This is a genomic window from Pseudomonas extremorientalis, from assembly GCF_001870465.1.
GTDB lineage: Bacteria > Pseudomonadota > Gammaproteobacteria > Pseudomonadales > Pseudomonadaceae > Aquipseudomonas > Aquipseudomonas extremorientalis.
On record NZ_MDGK01000015.1, the window covers coordinates 719,471 to 742,423 of the forward strand.

Here is a 22,953-nt window from a genome sequence, read left to right on the forward strand (position 1 = left end):
TTCATCAAGTCATGCTAAAACCTTCGAAGCGCTTTTCCTAGCTGCTTGAAAAAGAAGGGAAAAATATGACGAAGTCGGAGTTGATCGAACGAATTGTCACCCATCAAGGGCTGCTCTCATCCAAGGATGTCGAGCTGGCTATCAAGACCATGCTTGAGCAAATGTCCCAGTGCCTGGCGACCGGGGATCGGATTGAGATCCGTGGGTTTGGCAGTTTCTCTTTGCACTATCGTGCGCCTCGTGTAGGCCGTAATCCTAAAACCGGCCAGTCCGTCAGCCTGGACGGTAAGTTTGTACCTCACTTCAAGCCGGGTAAGGAATTGCGCGATCGGGTGAACGAAGAAGAGGAAGAAGGCGTCTGAGTGTTTTTGGGGTAGGAGAAGGTTATGCGTGGAGTAAAGCGCGTTGTTGTGGTGCTGACGGTGCTGGTGGTTGCGTTGATAGTTCTCGCGTTTGTATTGGAAAACCAGCAGGTTGCATCTTTGTCTTTCTTTGGCTTCGCCACCGGTGAAATGCCAGTATCGGTGTTTGTGGTGGTGGCGTTGATTATCGGCATGTTGATAGGCCCACTATTGAGTATGTGGATGCCTAAACCACGTCGCACGCCGATCCCTGCAACGCGCTTCTAGGGTCTACAGCAGCTCTATCTATCGAGGGGCTATGTGAGATCCATGGTGCCGTCTGTCAGATATTTTTTTCGGCATTTGTGCATATCCTGCGCAGCGTTGCTGCGAAACGGCTCTAACAGTCAGTAATCCTGGCCCAATCATTCAGTATTAACTGGCTCATTCGAAATTTCCTTCCCTTTTCTGTGTTTTCGGAAGGCTGCTCTGAGAGTTGATCCCTATCGCTTAGGAATTGCCCTACAGATCTGTCAAGACTTGTAATATGTCAGAGAGATGGCAGAATGAAATCTGTTCTCGATAACTGACATTTTGTGCGCTAAAAAATTTGGCAGAGACGCTGGATTTTAGCGGTCATCTAATTAGAAAAAAACACAATCTGATCTGCATAACGAGCCCGCAGTTTCTCTTTGAAGGCAGGTTTTTGTTGTGAGTAGTAGCTTCCGCGCCCCCCTTGTACGGCCCTCCAACGGGATAGATTTCGTCGCGCTTTCTAAATTTGTTTGGCGTCAAAAAAAGCTTTTGCTTCTTGTCACCTTGGGGTGCGGGCTAATCGCAGCATGCTATGCTTTTTTGGTCACTCCCACGTATAAAGTCAGTGCAGCATTGCGTCCTGCAGCTATTAACGATTTGGATGCTTTGAACCGGTCTGAGGTTTACCAACTTCCTCCAGTTGATGCTCTTCTTAAGGTTGGTGCAGCGCTTGAATCTTACGATACTCGACTAGCCTTCTTCAGAGCCAACCAAAAGCTGTTTGAGCCGTTCGTGCGTCCTGGCCAAACTCTGGAACAAAGCTTTGAGGCGTTCAATCGTGATTCGATTCACTTAATTCTTCCGGATACGGATAAGAAAGATTCTCTGAGCGCCTACGTCAAGCTTGAGATGACCTACCCGAAAGGGATCGATGGTGTCGCTATTCTTAATGGCTTTGTCGACTATGCTGTCCGTGTTGAGCGTAAGCAAATATCTGCTGATTTGGACGTAATCGTCAAAAATCGAATCAATGAATTGAAAGGCAGGTTTGACTCTGCTCGCTCAAATTATGAAGTAGAGAAAGAGGCTAAAATCGCTTCGTTACGGGAAAATGACGCGCTGAAGCGCGCACAGTTGCAGGATGAGTTAAGGGCACTTCGTTCGCAGTTAAAAGCGCTGCGCAATGATCGTATCGCTCAGCTGAATGAAGCCATTGGGATTGCCAAGTCGTTAGGTATCCAAAAGCCGACGACCCCATCTTCACTCGGTGAATCCCGTAACGCCGGCGCTAACAGTGTGATGCGTACCGAAGTCAATAATCAGCAAGTGCCCCTGTTTTTCATGGGGGTAGAAGCACTTAACGCTGAGCTGGTAGCACTGAAGCAACGTAAATCCGATGACTTCACCGATCCCCGTGTCGCTCAGATAGCCAAAGAGCTTCAGCTACTGGCGTCTAATCGCGAAGTGGAAGTGCTTAACGCACGTGAAAATGAGGATATCTTTCTCGCGGGCGTCCAGCCATTGCGCGCAGAGATGGCCCGTTTGAGTAGCTTGAACATTGATATGGCAGGCCTGAAGTTGGTGACTGTCGACCAGCAGGCCCTTGAGCCGTTGGTGGCGGCTAGCCCAAATCGTCTGCTTGTCGTGCTGCTTGGCTTGTTGGGTGGGGCCGTGCTCGCATTATGTATAGCGCTATTACGGTCTGCAATTGTTGCAAGTCGCGACATAATAAAAGAGAGGAGTCCTGGCTCCCAGGTTTCACGCCTAAATGCTAGGGGGCATATCGGTGAGCTGCCTGATCAACAGCATTCGATACAGCCCATACAGAAGTAGCTCAGGATTCAGGTTTGTCGGGGCCCCCCTGTCAACATGGGCTAGGCCTCGGCGAACAGCTGGGTGAGTGCAGCACGTTTAATCTGATCATGCATGAAATGATATGTCACGCTTGCTTCCTCGGCTTGTGGATAGGCTACAACCTGCGTAAAGCCGGCAGTATCCACCAGTGCTCGTCTGAGTACATAGGACCGGACCCATGGGTCGAGAAACGCGTAGGTAGCCCTGTAAAGCGTTCTTACGTCTATGCCGGCGACTTTCAGGTTTGGGGTCAGTGAAGGCAAATAGCTCGCAAGGATTACGTCGCCATCATCGATTCCTGGTGCCATGTAGAAGCATGTCGCGGAGGTGCGTCCTTTCATCAGATATGACCACAGGACACAATCAGCACCGCGTATTTCCGGCAAGTGTCCGGGGTGTATATGAACGAATTTGAGTGTGGCGATTTCCAGTAACCGCTTCGGCACGATTCCGCCACCGGTGAATAACAGCTGTGTTTGCGCAAGTGCCAGTAGTCGTTCGTAGAGCGCGCTGTCTGCCAGACTTTCTATCATCAGCGTTTCTACGTCGGGCGAATAATCACTCAAATCGCACAGTGCTAATGCCTCATCTATGTCCTTGTTCGCGAAACCCAGTTTTTCTGAAACGGTTTTTCTGATCGAGTGATAAAGGGCGCTTTCTGTTTTGAGCAGAGTGGTTGACCTGTAGTGGATGCTGTTTTTCTGCCTCGCCTGGGCGTGAGCCAGCTTCAAGCTGCCTGGGGGGATGTTGGGGAGGGGGGCGACAAAGGTTACTGAAAGCTTCTAATGGTCGTATAATCCACCAGTTAACCTTGTCTGCATCAAAAGTGGCCGATCCGTCGCGAGTACAAAGCACAAGCGGTTGCGCGCCTGGTGCCTCCATGTCTTCAAATCATGCCTCGAATCACGAGCGGGGCGACTGGGCTCAGATGGGGCTATGTCATTTTTATCATCAGCGGTCGCGAAAGCGGTTGACCCAAATCGTACTGCGCCATCGAGTGCGTACGGAGGATTTTAGATGCATTCATGCCCCTTCAATGGTCCTCAGCACAGAGAAGACACCCTCTGTACAATGTATCCAGCAAGTCTTGAGCCGATAGGCTGATTGTCGATGTATATTTTCAGTGTTTTTTAACTTGAATTTTCAGAAACGAACTGTGGCCGCGATGTCAACTGTAACCTTGTCCAACGAAAGAACATTCTCCTGTGAGCCAGGCGTGACACTCTTGGATAGTGCAAAAAAGCAAGGCGTGATCCTCGAATACAGCTGTCGTTCCGGTCGGTGCGGGGTGTGTAGGGCTCATGTGATTGGCGAGACTGAGGTCGTTCATCATCATGAGTCTGTCCTGTCCTGTGAAGAGCTGGCTTCGGGGTATATTTTGACATGCTGTCGTACCGCGTTGAGTGATGTGCGGCTGGATATTGAAGACTTGAGTCAGTTTGCGGATATCAAGAGCAAAACACTTCCCTGTCGTGTGGATTCATTCAGGTATCTGGCTGACGACGTCGTCGAGGTGGTCTTGCGGTTGCCGCCTAAAGATCTGCTGAACTATGTGCCTGGCCAGTATGTCGACATCATTGGGAAAAATGGTGCCAGGAGAAGCTACTCCATTGCGAACGCGCCTAGACCGGATGGAAGGTTGGAATTGCACATTCGTAAGGTTGACGGCGGAGTGATGAGCCAATATTGGTTCGATGAACTTGCTGCCAATGACTTGCTCCGGCTGGAAGGGCCACAGGGCACATTTGCCCTGCGTAATACCTCTCCGGAGAACCTAGTGTTTTTAGCAACGGGTACGGGAATCGCGCCAGTGAAAGCTATTCTTGAGCAGCTCAAAGCCGATCCCGAGATCGCCATGAATAAGAAGGTATGGGTTTACTGGGGAGGGCGTCACGCCAAGGATATTTACTGGTGGCCTGAGCTTGGTTCGCCGGCGGTCTCTTTCATTCCTGTGCTGTCACGACCCGACAGCAGTTGGGAGGGTCGCACGGGTTACGTGCAGGATGTGCTTGAGCATGATGGTATCGACTTGCCGAGCGCGGTTGTGTATGCGTGTGGTTCCGAACATATGATTCAATCAGCTAAAGAAAAACTTGTGAGGCTTGGCCTTCCACACAGAAATTTCTACTCCGACGCTTTTGTGAGCTCGAATTAATTAAGGATAAAAGATGAAAGCTGTGATTTTGGCTGGCGGATTAGGCACTCGGTTGAGTGAGGAGACCAGTACCCGTCCCAAACCGATGGTCGAGATTGGTGGCAAGCCTATTTTGTGGCACATCATGAAGATGTATTCTGCTCATGGCATCAACGATTTTATTATTTGCTGTGGCTACAAAGGCTATGTAATCAAAGAGTATTTCGCCAACTATTTCCTGCATATGTCGGACGTCACTTTCAATATGCGTGACAACACCATGGAAGTGCATGACAAACGTGCGGAGGCCTGGAAGGTAACGCTGGTCGATACCGGCGACGATTCCATGACGGGTGGACGCCTGCGGCGTGTTGCCGACTACGTAAAGAATGAGGAGTCCTTCTGCTTCACCTATGGCGATGGCGTGGGCGATATTGATATCAGCGCCACCATTGAGTTTCACAAGGCTCATGGGAAAGCTGCAACGCTGACTGCAACGTACCCACCGGGTCGTTTTGGCGCGCTGGATATCCGCCAGGGGCAAGTCCTTAACTTCAAGGAAAAGCCCAAAGGCGATGGCGCTATGATCAATGGTGGCTTTTTCGTGCTGAACCCCGAGGTTCTGAAATACGTCACCGGTGACTCAAGCGTCTGGGAACAAGAGCCTCTTATGAACCTGGCTTCGGACAATCAACTGATGGCCTACGAGCATCAGGGGTTCTGGCAGCCAATGGACACGTTACGTGATAAACATTTGCTGGAAGAGCTCTGGATGTCTGGTAAGGCCCCCTGGAAAGCGTGGGAGTGAAAATGAAAGCTGCTGTCACTCCCGCCTTTTGGAACGGTAAAAAGGTATATCTGACCGGACATACGGGCTTTAAGGGGAGTTGGCTGTCCCTGTGGCTACAGAGTATGGGGGCTGACGTAATGGGTTACGCCCTTGCGCCGCCCACGACACCGGCTCTTTTTAAAGAGGCCGGCGTCGAAAAGGGCATGCAGTCCCAGATTGGTGATATCAGAGACCTTCAAGCGATCACGCAAAGCATGATCCGCTTTAATCCAGATATCCTCATTCATATGGCGGCTCAGCCACTGGTGCGCCTCTCTTATAAACAGCCTGTCGAAACCTATGCCACGAACGTAATGGGCACCGTGCATGTACTGGAGGCTGCGCGTCAATGCCCAAGCCTGCGTGCAATTGTTAATGTGACCACTGATAAGTGTTACGAAAACCGTGAATGGGAATGGGGCTATCGAGAAGATGAGCACATGGGCGGGCATGACCCTTACAGCAACAGCAAAGGCTGCATGGAGCTCGTGACGTCGGCGTATCGCAACTCCTTTTTTGGCAAAGAACAGCCCGTCGCTCTTGCGTCTGCCCGCGCAGGCAATGTAATTGGTGGTGGCGATTGGGCTGAAGATCGATTGATTCCGGATATACTAGCCGCTTTCGAAAAGAATCAGCCGGTGGTAATTCGCAACCCACAGGCTACCCGGCCTTGGCAGCATGTGCTTGAGCCATTGAGTGGTTACTTGGTATTGGCCGAAAACCTTTGGGTGCGGGGCCAGGAAGTGGCCCAGGGTTGGAACTTTGGCCCGAAGGACGACGATGCTCGACCTGTCGACTGGATTCTGGACCGGCTGGTGAACACTTGGGGGCAGGGCGCAAGTTGGGCCTTGGATCAGAATCCCCAACCTCATGAGGCTCGTTATTTGAAACTTGATGTGTCAAAAGCCCGTGCACATTTGCATTGGTCGCCTACTTGGTCATTAGAGACGACGTTGGCATACATCGTGAGTTGGCATAGAGCCTGGCTCAAAGGACATGATGTCCACGATCTTTGTCTCGCAGAAATCAACGCCTACATGGCCGCGATGTCTTCGTGCGGCAAGTAACTCATATTATTCAAGCAGGAAATGCCATGACCCCCGATATGCTTCGCCAAGAAATCAGTAAACTCGTCGAGCAGTATGCTCAAGTCGCCTTGACACCCAAAACTTTCGTCGCCGGCGAAAGTGTTATTCCGCCTTCAGGCAAAGTCATTGGGGCTAGAGAGTTGCAACTGATGGTCGAGGCTTCCCTGGATGGTTGGTTGACTACTGGGCGTTTCAATGCAGAGTTTGAGCGAAAGTTGGCTGAGTTTTTGGGTGTTAAATTTGCACTTTCGGTCAATTCGGGTTCCTCTGCCAACCTTGTCGCATTCAGCACATTGACGTCCCCTAAGTTGGGTGAGCGCGCAATAAAGAAGGGTGATGAAGTTATCGGTGTGGCCGCAGGTTTTCCGACGACGGTTAATCCGATCGTGCAGTTCGGTGCCATCCCAGTGTTTGTTGATGTTGATATGGCGACGCACAATATTGACGTCAACCTGATCGAAGCGGCAATTACACCAAAAACCAAAGCGATCATGCTTGCCCATACCTTGGGCAATCCCTTCAATCTCGGAGCGGTTAAGGCAATCTGCGAGAAGTACAACCTTTGGTTGATCGAAGACTGCTGTGACGCACTGGGTGCGACTTACGACGGCAAGTTGGTAGGCACGTTCGGCGATATCTGCACCTTGAGCTTCTACCCGGCCCATCACATCACGATGGGGGAGGGAGGGGCTGTATTTACTAACAGCCCACAGTTGAAGGTCATTGCAGAGTCGTTCCGCGATTGGGGGCGTGATTGCTACTGCGCGCCGGGTTGTGACAACACCTGTGGCGACCGCTTTGGTCAACAGTTTGGCAGCCTGCCCCAAGGCTACGATCATAAGTATGTATACGCGCACTTGGGTTACAATCTCAAGATTACCGATATGCAAGCCGCCTGCGGCCTTGCGCAGTTGGATCGGGCTCAGGAGTTCATCGATACCCGCAAGGGCAACTACGTGTTGTTGAAGGAGCGTCTGAGCAGCCTGTCAGAGTTTCTTGAAATAGCCGAGCCGACCCCAAACAGTGATCCTTCTTGGTTTGGCTTCCCAATAACATTGAAAGAAAGCGCAGGCGTTCAACGCGTTGATCTTCTGAAGTTTCTGGATCAGAACAACATAGGTTCACGGCTATTGTTCGCGGGCAACCTGACACGTCAACCATACTTTAAGGGGATCGAGTATCGTGTAGTAGGTGAGCTTACCAACACTGACCGTACGATGAATCAGACTTTCTGGCTGGGTATTTACCCTGGCCTGGGGGTGGAGCAGTTCGAGTACATCGGTGAGAAGCTGGAAGAGTTTTTCGGTATTAATTTTTAAGTATGAAAAGCCTATTGCTGACAGGGGCTACCGGATTTCTGGGAAGTGCGCTCGCTCGTAATTGGGTGCGCGCAGGTTATCAGGTCTCCGTCCTCGTTCGTCCGGCGTCAAATCGGCGACGTATTGAAGACTTGGCAGATGCTCTCCAATTTTACAGTTGCAGTAAAGACGAGGATGTATTTTCGGCAATTAAAAAAGCTGCTCCCGATTGTATAGTCCATACGGCCTGTTGCTATGGTCGCGCCGGTGAAACCCTAGTCGATATCTTTGACGCAAACGTGCGTTTGGGACTGCTGTTATTGGAGGGGGCGAGGTTGCTGGATAAGCCCGTTGCTTTTGTAAATACAGGGTCCATCCTTGATCCTGCTGTCAGCAGTTATGCTATGTCAAAACAGAGTTTCAGTGCGCTGGGCGCACTCCAAGCCGGGCAGGGGGAAAGACGGATAAAGTTTATCAATGTTGCCATGCAGCATATGTATGGTCCCGGTGATGACAAAAGCAAATTTACGACGAATGTTATTAGTTCTTGCCTAGCGAATGTAGAACGATTGAGTCTTACCTCTGGGGTGCAGAAACGAGATTTTGTGTTTATTGATGATGTCGTCAGCGCTTACGATACGATCATTTCAAATATGACGAGCCTTGGTGATGTTGAAAATATCGATGTTGGCTCGGGTGAAGCGGTATCGGTAAGAAGCTTCGTGGAGTTAGCACAGGCATTAACTGGCTCTCGAACGCTTTTGGAGTTTGGTGCCGTTCCCTATCGGCTTAACGAAGCAATGTTGTTTCAGGCTGATATTAATCGTATGCGCTCACTGGGGTGGGCACCGGCTACCTCATTGGAAATGGGTATACGGAAAACAATCGATAAGGATGACGCAGAATGAAATTACTTATTACGGGCGGTTGTGGGTTTCTTGGCAGTAACTTGGCGTCCGATGCCATGCGGCGCGGTGACGAAGTTGTCATTTTTGATAGTTTGTATCGCAGTGGATCAAGGGAGAATCTTACTTGGCTACAGAGTCAAGGTGGTTTCACGTTTGAGCACGGGGATATTAGGAACCAAAATGACGTTACCCGAGTAGTGCAGTCCTACAAGCCTGATGTGATTTTTCATCTGGCGGGCCAAGTTGCAATGACCACCTCCATAGCCAATCCTCGCATGGATTTTGAGGTGAACGTCATGGGCACCCATAACCTTCTGGAGGCGGTGCGGTTGTACACGCCGGATGCGATCGTGGTCTACTCCTCAACTAATAAAGTGTACGGAGACCTTGAGCAATTCCATTACCACGAGACAGAAACTCGTTATGAGTGCATCGATAAAATAAACGGTTTCGACGAGACCACTCAGCTCGATTTTCATTCGCCTTATGGTTGCTCCAAAGGTGCCGCCGATCAGTATATGTTAGATTATGCGAGGATTTTTGGACTTAAAACTGTGGTTTTTCGTCACTCGTCCATGTACGGCGGGCGTCAGTTTGCGACGTATGATCAAGGATGGGTTGGTTGGTTTTGTCAGAAGGCAATCGAACTGAAAACCGGGAAGTCTACTTCGCCATTTGCTATTTCCGGCACTGGTAAGCAGGTTCGCGACGTCTTACATGCTGACGATATGAAAGCGCTCTATCAGAGTGCGATCAACAATATTGAAAAAGCTAAAGGGCAGGCTTTCAACGTCGGTGGTGGGGTTTCCAATAGTCTTTCATTGTTGGAGCTATTCACGCTACTAAATGAAATAAACGATATTGAATTGGTGTACACCAAGCTGCCTGTTCGTGAAAGTGATCAGAGAGTGTTCGTCGCGGACATACGCAAGGCACATGATTTGCTCGGTTGGAAACCCATAGTTTCTTCCAGGCAAGGTGTAACTCAGATGGTGGACTGGGTGAGTCGGCATTAATGTCTGAGAACGTTGCGGCTGAACGAACCACTAACTATATTAAACAGATTAAAGGTTCTGTTTTATATAAAGGAGGAGCTGTCGCAGCCTCCTTTCTAGCAATCCCAATTATGATTTCATATTTAGGGGCGGTGCAGTTTGGTGTCTGGTCTACGCTGCTGACAATAATGTCCTGGGTTGTATTTTTCGATTTGGGCATCGGTAATGGATTGCGTAATAAGGTTGCAGAGGCGCTGGCCAAAGGCCAGGAAGCGCTGGCTCGCAGCTATATATCGTCTGCGTATAGTCTGATTGGTTTTGTTGCTGTAGGTCTTTGGTTAGTGTTTTTGTTTTTTTCTTACCAGCTTTCCTGGCAGCATGTTTTTAATACTTCGGCAGTCTCGGAAGATGAGCTTAGATATTCTGTCCAGATTGCGGCTGCTTTCATGTTGCTGAATTTCTGGGTAGGGCTTATCACCGCGCTGCTAGGTGCCGTGCAAAAGAGCGCGTTGATTTCCCTAGGGCAGCTGGTAACCAATGGTTTTGTGTTAATAATCTCTTACGTGCTATACCATTTTTTCGATGCTCGCATTAGTTACCTGGCCTGGATATACGGTATCGGTGCGCTAGGTGGTAATTTTTTGTTGAGTGTCTGGTTCTACAATACATATAAGTACTTGCGGCCTGGTTATAGCCTCGATCGTGAACATCTCATACCGCTTTTATCCGTGGGCGTCCGGTTTTTTATCATCCAGTTGGCAGTACTCGTCGTTTTTACGACAGACAAAGTGCTCATTACGCAATTGTTTGGTCCAGAATACGTCACAGAATATGAAGTGGTTTTTAAGTTGTTCAGCGTTGTAGCGTTCTTGCACACGCTCATTTCCTCCCCGTTGTGGTCTGCTTATACAGATGCCTACCATCGTGAGGATGCGGGGTGGATCGTTAAAATGTTGCGTACGCAGTTGAAACTGTACGGTCTGGTCGTCATTGGGCTTTGCGTATTGGCGATAGTGGCGCAATTCATTATTGGTATATGGATTGACCGCGCCTTCGTTGTTTCTATGCCGCTGGTTATAAGTGTAGCAGCATTTGTTGCGGTCTCCACGTGGAATAATATTTTTGCGATTATGTTAAATGGCGCTGGAGCCGTTAATGTCCAACTCTATACGGCACTTGCTGCCATGCTTCTCAATATACCCTTGGCGCTTCTGATGGTTAAGGTGCTTGGGATGGGTGTTGAAGGTGTTGTGTTCGCCGCGACGCTAAGTCTGCTCTTCTCTGCCGTGTTACTGCCCTTGCAGGTTTATCGGCTGACCCGAACAGTGAAATCGGATGTTACGTTGACTTAAAGTGCTCTTCAGAGGCAATTGTCAGTTTTGTATTTTTTTTAACATCAAAGGAAGGTCGGTGAATATGGTTTCTACGGAACGGTTGGTGAGTATTTTGATTCCGGTCTACAACCGGGCAGATATTATTGCAGACACCTTGAGTTCTGCATTGGCTCAGACCTATGAGCACGTAGAAGTCATTGTTGTCGATAATGCAAGCACCGATGATACCTGGGCTGTAATCTGCGATTATGCTGATACGGATTCACGTATTCGACCTTTTCGAAATGCGTCAAATTTGGGCCCGGTACGTAATTGGTTGCGATGTGTTGAAGAGGCGAAAGGTACATTTGCGAAAATATTGTGGTCCGATGATCTGATCGCGCCTGAGTTTTTGGCTAAAACACTTCCCTACTTTGACGATCCTGAAGTCGGTTTTGTTTATACCGCGACTAAGATATTCACTCGGCAGCCGGGCGAGGGTGTTCTTTCATACGTCAATGGAGCATCTGGAGTCTATGATTCGGAGCGTTATATTCAGGGGGATTTCAAAGGGAAAGGCTATCCGTTGTCTCCCGGATGCGCCATTTTTTACCTGAAGGACGTAAAGAAGAATCTGATGCTTCACGTTCCAAATGCTGTCAAAAGTGACTTTTCGATGCACGCTATCGGCAATGATCTTTTATTGTTTTTGTTGACCGCGCACCAATATAAAAAGTTTGCGCATGTCTCCGAGACTCTATCGTATTTCCGAGCTCACTCCGGTTCAATTAGTCTGGCCTCAACCGATGGGAAACTGCCGCTGCACTACAATCTCGCCCGAGGTTATTTCGCTGAAACGTATCGTCCTGATTTGATGGGCTTGCTCAATGCGAATATATTTTTTGATTTGAAAAAATATCCGGGGGCAAAAAATTATGGCCTTTCGAGCGTTTCTGATTTTTATGTATCATGCAAACAATCTGGCGTAAATATTGTCTCTTTGCTGACGGTGTTTGCTCGGAAGGTCGTGGTACGTTTTATCAGGTGACTTAACACTCGGTGCTAATGCAGGTATGGCAGTGGCAGTAGGGCTAGATAGATCGTTTTCGGAGGAGTTGTAATGAGCGCTACTGTGCCTGGTTTCGAACGTCTGGAAGGTGGGCGTCGGCTGGTAGGGGGTAACCCTTGGATTTTGGAGAATGCTGCACGAATTACGGTGATCACGGTCGTCTATAATGATGTAGCTCACCTGCAACGCACGATTGATAGTGTGGCCTCTCAGACGTATGGGAATATAGAACACATTATCATTGATGGTCGAAGTGCTGATGGAACACTACAGATAATTGAATGTTGTCAATCAGTTGACTATTGGCTGAGCGAGAGTGATAGTGGTATATATGATGCAATGAATAAGGGTATTGATTGCTCAACGGGTGAGTGGATAAACTTCATGAACTCGGGTGACGTTTTTTTTAATGAAAACGTGATTGGAGATATTTTTTTTAATAATCAGCATTGTTCGTCGGAACTGATATATGGCGATGTGGAAGTCGATTACGGCGGATTTAAGAAAATTCGGCGAGCTGGCGCCATTGAGCGATTAAAGCATGGAATGCAGTTCAGCCATCAGTCCTTGTTTGCCAAGCGCTCAGTGCTCTTGGCGTTTGGCCTTGATTCGTCATATCGTACTGCTGCGGATTATAATTTTGTCATCGCTTCGTGGGTGAAAAACTTTCGCTTTGAGTATGTTGAACTTGTGGTGAGCAGTATTAGCGCAGGGGGGGTGTCTGATGTGAAACGTCTGCAGAGTCATTACCAGCGCGTGGACATTCTGAGTTCTCATTTAAAGTTAACTAACGTGGACAAGGTCTGGATGTACTGCCAAGGTTTGTATATTCGAGGTGCTGATTCCCTAAAGTCAGTTCTGCCTGCGCGTCTGGTTGATTGGATTAAGAGAGCAAAATGATAGATCATGATTCGGGCTTTTATGTCAGTGCCCTATTGCTACTGTTGATTGTTGTCTTTAATGTTTTTTATCTTTTTAAAAAATTTGATGTTGTATTTGTTTTTGTAAATGTTCATTTGAGCTCCTTAACCCTATATTTTACGTATCAGTCTGGTTTGTTGAGCCCAATGCACTGGTGGGAACTGGTGTTGCTACTCTCCTATCTGTTAGGCTTTGTATTCGGATTTGCTATACATTATGTAGTTTTCGCCAAAAACTCTATGGAGTTTAGTTTTCCGCGTGATGGCAGGGGCATGTTTTTGATTAATGTTGTGGGATTTGCTTTTTTTCTTGCCGCCTTTCTTTATGAATTGGCAAGGGCCGGTTGGATTCCGCCTATATTGGCAGCCGATAAGCTGACGGCGTATTATAATTTTCCACAGACGTTTGTTCATTATTTGGTGGTTTGTGGCATCGCCGTGAGTACGGTGTTCGTGTTTGTTGCTGAGCGTTATAGATATCGCCGATTCCTATGTTATACCTTCGTTGCTATTATCGCGATTGCCCAGATGGCAACATTGGCACGCGCTGTACTCATGACGCAACTGTTTATGGCGGTATTTATAATAGTGAAAGAGCGGAATATTTTGTTTCGCTGGAAAAAACTAATGTTGGCAGTAGTTTCTGGATTAACGATTATTACTATTTTTGGCACGATGCGAACGTCGTCAGACGCTAACGCACTCTTCGAGATTGGATTACTCAACGAATGGCCAGGTTGGTCGTTGCCGTTTGCCTGGATTTATTTGTATTTCACAACTCCGCTCGAAAATGTTCATGCGGTATTTAATTATTATGATCAGGGTTTTGGATACGGCCTACACACGTTTGTGAAGCCTTTTTTTAATCTTTTTCAAGCTAAGGATTACTACGCCTCGCTTTTTGAATTGCAGCCTCCCTCTGCGGGTGGATTCAATACCTATGGCTATTATCTTGAGGTGTTTATGGATTATGGCTGTTTTGGATTTTTGTATACCTTTTTGTTGGGTTTTGTATCTAGGCAGATTGTAGTGGGGCGCTCCTTGGTGTTGTATTTTTTTTCGTCATATTGGGTGTATGCGATATTTACGTCTTCTATCAATATGTATTTCAATGAGTTCTTTACACTGGTTTACTTGGCATATTTTGCCTTGGTGGTGTTTTTCTCACGGTTTAATGTATTTCGCCGGCTCTGAGCTTTATGGCTATACTTGGGGGTCGATCCAAAGTTTGAAGGTTAAGGGGTTATTATGAAGGTTGGTTTTGATTACCAGATATTCAGTCTCCAGGCATTTGGTGGCATATCACGCTACTATGTCAGCCTAGCGGAGCAACTCCGCTCCATGGGGCAGTCGCCGAAAATATTTGCACCCTTTCATTGCAATGAGTATCTATCCAGCGCATCACCTGGAATAGTGGACGGTAAACGCGTTGCGAGTAAAAACTCGAAACTGATGCGCCTGACTCTTCCATTGAATCATCTGGTGTCAAATAGTCGAGCCAAGGCTTGGACACCGGACGTGCTTCACGAAACCTACTTTTCTATGTTCAGTACACCTCGTCGTTCTTGCCCAACGGTGTTGACGGTATATGACATGGTGCACGAAAAATTTCCTGAGGAGTTTTCGAAGTGGGGCAATATCAGTGTTCGCAAGCGCGCCGCTGTTGAGCGAGCTGATCACGTCATTTGCATTTCAGAAAGCACCCGTAATGATTTGATTATGGCATTCGGTGTCGATGAGTCTAAGGTTTCGGTGGTTTATCTAGGGTTTGATACATTCGCCGACGTCAGTGTCAAAAGTGACAGCCCTATTTTTACTCGGCGTCCTTATTTGCTGTTCGTGGGTAACCGGGCGGGCTACAAGAATTTCCATGGTTTTTTACGGGCATTCGCTCGGTCGCCTGCTTTAAGTGCAGATTACGACGTCGCCTGTTTTGGCGGTGGAGCCTTTACGGCCGCTGAGAAAGAATTCATTCATAGTTTGGGGTTGTCTGAGGATCGTGTTAGTTATCAAGGCGGCAGCGACAAAGTCCTTGGCGACCTCTACAGTCAGGCCACGGCCTTTGTTTATCCCTCTATGTATGAAGGTTTTGGTCTGCCACCTCTGGAGGCTATGGCCAAAGGTTGCCCCGTTATCGTCAGTCGTTCCAGCTCAATGCCCGAAGTGGTTGGAGAGGCTGGCTGTTATTTTGATCCGCACTCCATTGAAGAGATGTCTTGCGCGATGGAAAAAGTAGTATTCTCGTCGTCTCTCAGGCAATCGATGGTCATTGCTGGTTATAATCGTCTGCGAAAATTTTCGTGGGCTTCCTGCGCCGAGAAAACAATGGATGTTTACACTCAAGTGATGAGGTGAGTATTGGACCGTGACCAAAAAGTCGCATTGATTTGCGGCGCAAGTGGGCAAGATGGGTCCTATCTGGCCAAATTTTTGTTGGGCAAGGGCTATGTTGTCTGGGCCAGTTCGAGGGATGCCCAAGGTGCCTCCTTTAGCAATTGGGCTCGCTTGGGAATTCAGCCCGGGCAAATAAAAACATTGTCAATGGTGCCCGAGGATTTCCGTAGCGTTTTTATGGCATTACGGAAAAGTGATCCAGACGAAGTCTACTATCTGGCTGGCCAATCTTCCGTTGGCTTGTCTTTTGAGCAGCCGGCGGAAACGATTCAAAGCATCACGCTGGGCACGCTGAATATGTTGGAGGCCTGCCGAATGGCTGAGCGTCCTGTCAGATTATACCAGGCAGGCTCAAGCGAGTGTTTCGGCGATACGCTTGGCGAAGCGGCTAACGAGGCGACGGCGCTCAAGCCTTCCAGCCCGTATGCAGTTGCGAAGGCATCGGCGTACTGGTTAGTGGAGAATTATCGGACGGCCTACAACTTGTACGCCTGTACAGGGATTCTGTTCAACCACGAATCACCGTTGAGGCCTACTCGGTTTGTAACCCAAAAGATCATCAGTACGGCCCGTCGTATCGCTAGCGGGTCGATGGAAAAATTGAAGCTGGGTCGGTTGGATATCTCTCGTGATTGGGGCTGGGCGCCAGAGTATGTCGAGGCTATGTGGCTTATGCTCCAGCAGGATGTTCCCGAAGACTACGTTATTGCAACGGGTACCACGGTAACGCTGCAGGACTTTGTCGCAGAGGTATTTCTTTGTCTGGATCTCGATTGGAAAGATCACGTTGTGGTGGATGCTGAATTCTTGCGCCCTACCGATTTGTTGGTCAGTCGCGCAGATCCGTCCAAGGCGGAAAGGCAGTTAGGATGGAAAGCGCGCTATAAAGTTGCAGATGTTGTCAAGCGCATGCTGGGCTAGAAACTGGTTTATTTAAAAGGAAAATATTATGTCGGTTAAAAAAGCGCTTATCACGGGGATTACAGGCCAGGACGGTTCCTATCTTGCCGAGTTCCTGCTTGAAAAAGGTTATGAAGTCCATGGCATCAAACGTCGCGCTTCCTCCTTTAACACCCAGCGTGTGGACCACATCTATCAAGACCCGCATGTCGACAACCAGAGATTCGTCCTGCACTACGGGGATCTGACTGACTCTTCAAACCTTACTCGTATCATTCAAGAAGTACAGCCAGACGAAGTATACAATCTAGGAGCGCAGTCGCACGTTGCCGTGAGCTTCGAGTCTCCTGAGTACACCGCCGACGTCGATGCTATGGGTACCCTGCGTATCCTCGAGGCCATCCGCCTGCTCGGCCTTGAGAAAAAAACCAAGTTCTATCAAGCCTCGACCTCCGAGCTTTACGGTCTAGTGCAAGAAATCCCCCAGAAAGAAACCACACCGTTTTACCCTCGCTCTCCTTACGCCGTAGCGAAAATGTACGCCTACTGGATCACGGTCAATTACCGTGAGGCTTATGGCATGTATGCGTGTAACGGTATTTTGTTCAACCATGAGTCCCCGCGTCGAGGCGAAACGTTCGTAACGCGCAAGATTACCCGTGCGCTGGCAAATATCTCTCAAGGTCTGGAGAAATGCGTGTTCCTTGGCAATATGGATGCGCTGCGTGACTGGGGCCATGCCAAAGACTACGTCCGTATGCAGTGGATGATGTTGCAACAGGACCAGCCTGAAGATTTTGTGATCGCCACAGGTGTTCAGTACTCCGTCCGGGAATTCGTGAGTTGGTCTGCTGCCGAGTTGGGCATCAAGTTGCGTTTCGAAGGTGCCGGCGTTGACGAAGTCGCCATAGTCGAGGCGATTGACGGCGATAGGGCTCCAGCGCTGAGCGTGGGTGATGTAGTGGTCCGTGTTGACCCGCGTTACTTCCGTCCTGCTGAAGTTGAAACTTTGCTGGGCGATCCGACAAAAGCTAAAACCAAGCTGGGCTGGACGCCGGAAATTACCGTCCAGGAAATGTGTGCCGAGATGGTGCGTGAAGACTTGAAAGTGGCGCAGCGTCATGCCCTTCTCAAGCAGCATGGCCATGAGGTTCCTGTTGCAACGGAGAACTGATCAGTGGCTCGTAATTTCAACGAAGTGGTATTGGTTGTGGGTTATCGAGGAATGGTCGGTTCGGCTATCGTGCGGCGCCTGTCGGCCTTGGGTTATACGAAAATTCTGACTCTTGGGCGCGAACACCTGAATCTGCTCGATCAGAGTGCGGTGAGAGCCTATTTTGATGAGCGCAAGATAGATCAGGTGTATCTGGCTGCTGCGCGCGTGGGGGGCATTCATGCCAACAGCACCTACCCTGCGGACTTCATTTACGACAACCTGATGATTCAGGCAAACCTGATTGAAGCGGCGCATCGCACGGGGGTACAAAAGCTTCTGTTCCTGGGCTCTTCGTGTATCTATCCCAAGCTCGCCGAACAACCAATGACTGAGCAGGCGCTGCTTACGGGAACGCTTGAAGCGACCAATGAACCCTATGCGATTGCCAAGATTGCCGGGATCAAACTGTGTGAGAGTTACAACCGTCAGCATGGTCGTGATTATCGCAGCGTTATGCCGACGAACTTGTACGGTCCGCACGATAACTATCATCCGGATAACAGCCATGTCATTCCGGCACTGCTGCGTCGATTCCACGATGCAGTAGAGAATGCCGTGGAAGAAGTTGCGATCTGGGGAAGTGGCAAGCCGATGCGTGAGTTCTTGCACGTTGACGACATGGCCGCGGCCAGCGTTCATGTGATGGAGCTTGATGGTGAGGTGTATCGCTCGAATACCCAACCAATGCTATCGCATATCAACGTCGGTACAGGGATCGACTGTACGATCCGTGAACTGGCGGAGACCATCGCCAAGGTGACGGGCTTCAAGGGAATCTTGACGTTTGATGCGACCAAGCCGGATGGCACGCCCCGCAAGCTTATGGATGTTTCTCGACTCAAATCCATGGGTTGGCAGGCGAGCATCCCGCTCGAGGAGGGTTTGAGAGACGCCTATCAATGGTTTGTCGAAAACCGCTTGGGCGCGCGAAACTGATTGCTTCCGGACAACGCTTGCCCATAGCAGGCGTTGTATGAATCAATCTTGAATTTCCAATTTTGTAATGCCTCGATTTGGTGGCTCGATCAGCAGGACGCGACCCCGAGTCTTCGTCTTCGCTTTTTGACGTCCAGCGTGATTTTGTGCCAACTCCCATTGTGCCAACGTCAAGTCAGCGTGTTGGATTGATGTCAGTGGCTCATCAGCCAGCGTATGATGAGTGCCAGGCAACCTCTATAAACGTCACGGCATCGAGTCAACTCCACTTGCGAGTATTTCGCTGCGTTGATCAAGTACGAATCAAAGGATGATTGAATGTTTCTTCCGGTAATCATGGCGGGCGGCTCAGGCACTCGCCTTTGGCCTTTATCCCGTCAGTTGAACCCAAAGCAGTTTCTGCCGTTGATCGATGCGGACCTGACGATGCTACAGGCCACCATTAGGCGTCTTGACGGACTTGAGCATGCCGTCCCTCGCTTGATCTGTAATGAAAACCATCGTTTCCTGGCGGCAGAACAGCTTCGGCAATTAGGTCTGGAAGAGGCCAACATTATCCTCGAACCGGTAGGACGTAACACGGCTCCAGCTATTGCCCTGGCTGCATTGCAGGCGCTCACCGAGCATGACGACCCCATCCTGCTGGTTCTGGCCGCCGACCACTTGATCCAGGATATTGATGCGTTTCACCAAAGCATCGCCAAGGCGCAGGTACTCGCTGAGGCCGGTAAGTTGGTGACATTCGCAATTACTCCAACGCATCCTGAAACTGGCTACGGTTATCTCCAAATGGGGTCGCCGGTAGGAGACGGTGGTTTCGAAGTCAGCCGCTTCGTTGAAAAGCCAGACCTTGAAACGGCACAGCAGTATTTGTCTGAAGGCAGTTACTTTTGGAACAGTGGCATGTTTATGTTCCGTGCGAGCCGCTACCTTCAGGAGTTGGAGCAGTTTCAGCCGAAAATTGTCTCGGTGTGCCGTGAAGCTCTAGCCGGCGGTCAGCAGGATATGCATTTCACTCGTGTCGATAAGGCAGTATTCGCGACCAGTCCTGATGACTCCATCGACTATGCTGTCATGGAGAAAACGTCGGACGCTGTCATGGTTCCTCTGAGCGCTGGATGGAGTGATATTGGATCGTGGTCGGCGCTGTGGGAGGCAGGTGAAAAAAACGCGGAAGGGAATTTGTTCAAGGGCGATGTGCTTTCTGAAAACACCTCTGGCAGTTATGTTCACGCGACACATCGTCTGGTCACAACCGTTGGTGTGGCTGATCTGATTATTGTCGAGACCAAAGATGCTGTACTGGTCGCGCACAAGGACCAAGTGCAGCACGTGAAAAAAATTGTCGATCAGCTCAAGAGTTGTAAGCGTCAAGAACACGCTAACCACCGTGAGGTCTATCGGCCATGGGGGATGTACGACTCGATCGATAGCGGCGAGCGTTACCAGGTCAAGCGAATCACCGTGAAACCCGGTGAGAAACTCTCGGTGCAGATGCATCATCACCGCGCAGAACACTGGATTGTGGTGAGCGGCACTGCTCGTGTGACCAACGGTGAAAAAACCTACCTGGTGACTGAAAACCAATCGACTTATATCCCTATTGGTCAGGTTCATGCACTGGAGAATCCGGGGATGATCCCGCTCGAACTGATCGAAGTACAGTCGGGTTCTTATCTTGGAGAGGACGATATCATTCGTTTCGAAGATATCTACGGTCGAGTAAAGGGTTGATAGTGTGAAAATTTCAATTATCACCGTTTGCTATAATAGCGCGTCGACTATCCGTGACACGTTGGAGTCTGTTCTTTCGCAAACCTATGAAGACATTGAATACATCGTGATTGATGGGGCTTCAAAGGACTCGACATTGGCCATTGTCTCCGAATACAAAGATCGCCTATCGACTGTACTGAGCGAGCCGGATAAGGGTATTTATGATGCGATGAATAAGGGTATCAAATGCGCGACAGGCGACTACGTCGGCATTCTCAACTCGGATGATGTGTTTTCAAACAATTCAACCATTGAGGAACTAGTAAGTTTCTTGCAAGCCAACCCTGACTGTGACGCCTCGTATGCAAACTTAGTGTTTGTCGAGCGAGGCAATACGGAAGTTATAACGCGCAAATATTCGTCTTCTGGGTTCTCCGCTTGGAAAATTCGTTTTGGCTTCATGATTCCTCACCCTACCTTTTACGCACGTCGCAGCCTGTTCGAGCGGTTTGGCTACTATAAACTGGGCTATCGAGTCTCGGCGGACTTTGAGCTTATGGCGCGCTTTATCACACAGGGTATCAAGATTGCCAGGCATGATTCCAATATGGTCAAAATGCGTCAGGGCGGAATTAGCACGACAGGGTTTTGGTGGAAAGTACACCAAAACATGGAAATTGTCAGAGCCTGTAGAGAGAACGGCATCTATACCAACATTTTCATGATCGCCATGAAAATCCCTTTCAAAGTTGCCAGCTACTTTTTTAAATGAAGTCCGTGAATAAGGTTCTACTTACAGGGGCGACCGGCTTTGTCGGTTCGCGGCTCTTGGGCCTTTGGCTAGAGGAGGGGCGTCGTTCGATTGTCGTCGGGTCCCGATCTGATCACGCGGATATTGGAACGTGTTGCCAGGTATTCAACCTAGGGGGATTTGGTGCCGATACGGTGTGGCACGACGCACTGGCTGGTGTCGATTGTGTCGTTCATCTAGCCGGGCGTGCTCACGTCATGTCGCAGGAGAGCAATGCGCTGGCGCTGTTCCGCGAATCCAATACCGAGGCTACCCTTAATTTGGCAAGGCAAGCGGCCGCACAGGGTGTACAGCGATTCGTTTTTATCAGCTCAATCGGTGTGAATGGTGCACTTACCACCGAACAGCCTTTCTCAGAAACTTCTGTCCCTTCGCCACATGCGGATTACGCAGTTTCAAAACTGGAAGCAGAAACGGGTTTGATGCAACTTTCCAAAACCACGGAAATGGAAATTGTCATTATTCGACCGCCCTTGGTGTATGCGGCTCATGCTCCAGGGAACTTTCGTCGCCTGCTCAAGCTTGTTCATTCGGGCATTCCCTTGCCTTTTGGGCGAGTGAAAAACAGTAGAAGCATGATTGCTCTGGAAAACCTGGTTGACCTCATCAGTGTTTGTGTGGATCACCCTGCGGCAGCGAATCAGGTGTTTTTGGCTTCCGATGGGGTTAATTTCTCCACTGCACAGATAATCGATCTTTTGGCCAAGGGCATGGGTCGAAAAGTGCGGTTGATCCCTTTGCCTGTGGGCCTGTTGAGAGTGTCTTCAAAACTATTGGGTAAGCCGGGACTCTATACCCAACTGTGTGGCTCGTTGCAGATAGATTCATCCAAAGCCAGGCAACTGCTCGGTTGGGTGCCACCTGTTCCGGCTGAAACAGCAATGATCAAGGCAGGGCAAGCGTTCAGTAACAAAGTCGTCGGTTCGTGAAGCGTTGGAGTGGTATGTAATGGTTTGGATTTTTTTTGTTATTGCTGGTGGCATTTCTCTTTTGCTAACGAGTGCTCTACGACGCTATGCGCTTTCCAAAAGCCTGATAGACATACCCAATGCCCGTAGTTCTCATACGATTCCAACCCCCCGCGGAGGAGGGGTGGCGATCGTACTGAGTTTCTTACTATTGTTGCCTGTGCTTTCGATATTTTCGCTTTTACCTTGGGCATCTACCTGGGGGTTGCTAGGCGCCGGTGCCGGCATCGCGGTGTTGGGGTTCCTGGATGACCACGGCCATATCGCTGCTCGATGGCGGCTGCTTGGCCATTTCATTGCTGCGGCATGGGCACTTTTTTGGCTGGGTGGAATTCCTCCACTGACGCTATTCGGCGCCGTGGTTGATATGGGCTGGGTTGGGGGTGTGCTGTCTCTGTTCTACTTGGTATGGATGCTCAATCTTTATAACTTTATGGATGGGATCGATGGCTTGGCCAGTGTCGAGGCTCTCTGCGTTTGCCTAAGTGCGTCTCTGATTTATGCATTGATGGGTTTCGGTGCATTAGCATGGGCGCCATTACTGCTGTCATTTACGGTAGCGGGCTTTTTGTATTGGAACTTTCCCCCTGCGAAGATTTTCATGGGGGACGCTGGCAGTGGTTTCCTGGGGGTTACCTTGGGAATTTTATCCTTGCAAGCTGCCTGGACGTCTCCTTCTCTTGTATGGGTCTGGCTGATCCTGATGGGGGTTTTTGTCGTGGATGCGACCTTCACACTTATCAGACGCTTGGTTCGTGGAGATAAAGTCTATGAAGCACACCGTAGCCATGCCTACCAATATGCGTCACGACGGTTTGGCCGTCATTTGCCTGTGACCTTGACAGTGGGGCTTGTGAACGTAGTTTGGCTTCTGCCATTGGCGTTGTGCGTTGGGCTATTTGGATTGGACGGTTTTTTGGGTGTGATAATTGCATATATCCCTTTAGCGATATTGGCTTGGAAGTTCCAAGCGGGTGCAGTTGAGAAAAGTCAAGCCGGGTAGCAGGT

Annotated in this window: 22 protein-coding genes; 21 read left to right on the forward strand and 1 reads right to left on the reverse strand. The window is 49.4% G+C overall.

Translation table 11 applies throughout. The features are described from left to right. Positions 1–65: 65 nt before the first annotated feature. The 3 genes from ihfB (at position 66) to BFN10_RS07110 (ending at position 2,429) form a co-directional block, all read left to right on the forward strand. The gene (ihfB, locus tag BFN10_RS07100; protein WP_003189779.1) at positions 66–362 is read left to right on the forward strand and encodes an integration host factor subunit beta; all 297 of its coding nucleotides are present in this window, start codon (positions 66–68) and stop codon (positions 360–362) included. Between the two features lie 24 nt (positions 363–386). Continuing rightward, positions 387–629: a LapA family protein gene (locus BFN10_RS07105; RefSeq protein WP_071489069.1), complete on the forward strand. Its 243-nt coding sequence runs from the start codon at positions 387–389 to the stop codon at positions 627–629. A gap of 423 nt (positions 630–1,052) precedes the next feature. After that, positions 1,053–2,429, forward strand: a complete 1,377-nt coding sequence (locus BFN10_RS07110) for a Wzz/FepE/Etk N-terminal domain-containing protein (protein ID WP_083351555.1) — start codon at positions 1,053–1,055, stop codon at positions 2,427–2,429. A 41-nt stretch (positions 2,430–2,470) separates the two neighbouring features. On the opposite strand, the gene BFN10_RS07115 is transcribed toward BFN10_RS07110, so the two are convergent. Next, positions 2,471–3,181, reverse strand: coding sequence for a formyl transferase (locus BFN10_RS07115; RefSeq protein ID WP_071489070.1), 711 nt, complete (start codon positions 3,179–3,181; stop codon positions 2,471–2,473). Positions 3,182–3,615: 434 nt separating this feature from the next. Here BFN10_RS07115 and BFN10_RS07120 point away from each other — a divergent pair, with 434 nt between their 5' ends. From BFN10_RS07120 to BFN10_RS07205, 18 genes are all read left to right on the forward strand, one after another. Beyond that, positions 3,616–4,605, forward strand: coding sequence for an FAD-binding oxidoreductase (locus tag BFN10_RS07120; protein WP_071489071.1), 990 nt, complete (start codon positions 3,616–3,618; stop codon positions 4,603–4,605). Between the two features lie 13 nt (positions 4,606–4,618). Next, positions 4,619–5,392, forward strand: a complete 774-nt coding sequence (rfbF, locus tag BFN10_RS07125) for a glucose-1-phosphate cytidylyltransferase (protein ID WP_071489072.1) — start codon at positions 4,619–4,621, stop codon at positions 5,390–5,392. 2 nt (positions 5,393–5,394) lie between these two features. Further along, positions 5,395–6,480 carry a CDP-glucose 4,6-dehydratase gene (gene rfbG, locus BFN10_RS07130; protein ID WP_071489073.1) on the forward strand — a complete coding sequence of 362 codons (1,086 nt, stop codon included), beginning with the start codon at positions 5,395–5,397 and terminating at the stop codon, positions 6,478–6,480. Between the two features lie 26 nt (positions 6,481–6,506). Next, the gene (gene rfbH / locus BFN10_RS07135) at positions 6,507–7,820 is read left to right on the forward strand and encodes a lipopolysaccharide biosynthesis protein RfbH (RefSeq protein WP_071489074.1); all 1,314 of its coding nucleotides are present in this window, start codon (positions 6,507–6,509) and stop codon (positions 7,818–7,820) included. Between the two features lie 2 nt (positions 7,821–7,822). Beyond that, positions 7,823–8,707, forward strand: a complete 885-nt coding sequence (locus BFN10_RS07140; protein WP_071489075.1) for an NAD-dependent epimerase/dehydratase family protein — start codon at positions 7,823–7,825, stop codon at positions 8,705–8,707. Further along, positions 8,704–9,723, forward strand: a complete 1,020-nt coding sequence (locus BFN10_RS07145) for a GDP-mannose 4,6-dehydratase (protein ID WP_071489076.1) — start codon at positions 8,704–8,706, stop codon at positions 9,721–9,723. The genes BFN10_RS07140 and BFN10_RS07145 overlap by 4 nt, the downstream gene beginning before the upstream one ends. Beyond that, positions 9,723–11,054 (forward strand): oligosaccharide flippase family protein, encoded by a 1,332-nt coding sequence (locus BFN10_RS07150; protein ID WP_071489077.1) that lies wholly within the window; start codon positions 9,723–9,725, stop codon positions 11,052–11,054. Before BFN10_RS07145 ends, BFN10_RS07150 begins: the two co-directional genes overlap by 1 nt. Before the next feature lie 85 nt (positions 11,055–11,139). Further along, a complete protein-coding gene (locus tag BFN10_RS07155; RefSeq protein ID WP_231999484.1) occupies positions 11,140–12,063 on the forward strand; it encodes a glycosyltransferase family 2 protein in 924 nt (307 codons plus the stop codon). Positions 12,064–12,135: 72 nt separating this feature from the next. Further along, positions 12,136–12,984 carry a glycosyltransferase family 2 protein gene (locus tag BFN10_RS07160; RefSeq protein WP_071489079.1) on the forward strand — a complete coding sequence of 283 codons (849 nt, stop codon included), beginning with the start codon at positions 12,136–12,138 and terminating at the stop codon, positions 12,982–12,984. After that, entirely contained in the window at positions 12,981–14,198 is a 1,218-nt protein-coding gene (locus tag BFN10_RS07165) for an O-antigen polymerase (RefSeq protein ID WP_071489080.1), read from the forward strand. The genes BFN10_RS07160 and BFN10_RS07165 overlap by 4 nt, the downstream gene beginning before the upstream one ends. Before the next feature lie 54 nt (positions 14,199–14,252). Then, on the forward strand, positions 14,253–15,359 hold the full coding sequence (locus BFN10_RS07170; RefSeq protein ID WP_083351556.1) for a glycosyltransferase family 4 protein: 1,107 nt from the start codon (positions 14,253–14,255) through the stop codon (positions 15,357–15,359). A gap of 3 nt (positions 15,360–15,362) precedes the next feature. Continuing rightward, on the forward strand, positions 15,363–16,319 hold the full coding sequence (locus tag BFN10_RS07175; RefSeq protein ID WP_071489082.1) for a GDP-mannose 4,6-dehydratase: 957 nt from the start codon (positions 15,363–15,365) through the stop codon (positions 16,317–16,319). Positions 16,320–16,347: 28 nt separating this feature from the next. Next, positions 16,348–17,472, forward strand: a complete 1,125-nt coding sequence (gene gmd / locus BFN10_RS07180) for a GDP-mannose 4,6-dehydratase (RefSeq protein WP_071489083.1) — start codon at positions 16,348–16,350, stop codon at positions 17,470–17,472. 3 nt (positions 17,473–17,475) lie between these two features. Further along, a complete protein-coding gene (gene fcl / locus BFN10_RS07185) occupies positions 17,476–18,450 on the forward strand; it encodes a GDP-L-fucose synthase (RefSeq protein ID WP_071489084.1) in 975 nt (324 codons plus the stop codon). A 318-nt stretch (positions 18,451–18,768) separates the two neighbouring features. Next, on the forward strand, positions 18,769–20,184 hold the full coding sequence (locus BFN10_RS07190) for a mannose-1-phosphate guanylyltransferase/mannose-6-phosphate isomerase (protein ID WP_071489085.1): 1,416 nt from the start codon (positions 18,769–18,771) through the stop codon (positions 20,182–20,184). Between the two features lie 4 nt (positions 20,185–20,188). Next, positions 20,189–20,938 carry a glycosyltransferase family 2 protein gene (locus tag BFN10_RS07195; RefSeq protein WP_071489086.1) on the forward strand — a complete coding sequence of 250 codons (750 nt, stop codon included), beginning with the start codon at positions 20,189–20,191 and terminating at the stop codon, positions 20,936–20,938. Further along, positions 20,935–21,906, forward strand: coding sequence for an NAD-dependent epimerase/dehydratase family protein (locus tag BFN10_RS07200; RefSeq protein WP_071489087.1), 972 nt, complete (start codon positions 20,935–20,937; stop codon positions 21,904–21,906). The genes BFN10_RS07195 and BFN10_RS07200 overlap by 4 nt, the downstream gene beginning before the upstream one ends. Positions 21,907–21,925: 19 nt before the next feature. Further along, on the forward strand, positions 21,926–22,948 hold the full coding sequence (locus tag BFN10_RS07205) for an MraY family glycosyltransferase (RefSeq protein ID WP_071489088.1): 1,023 nt from the start codon (positions 21,926–21,928) through the stop codon (positions 22,946–22,948). Positions 22,949–22,953 lie beyond the last annotated feature (5 nt).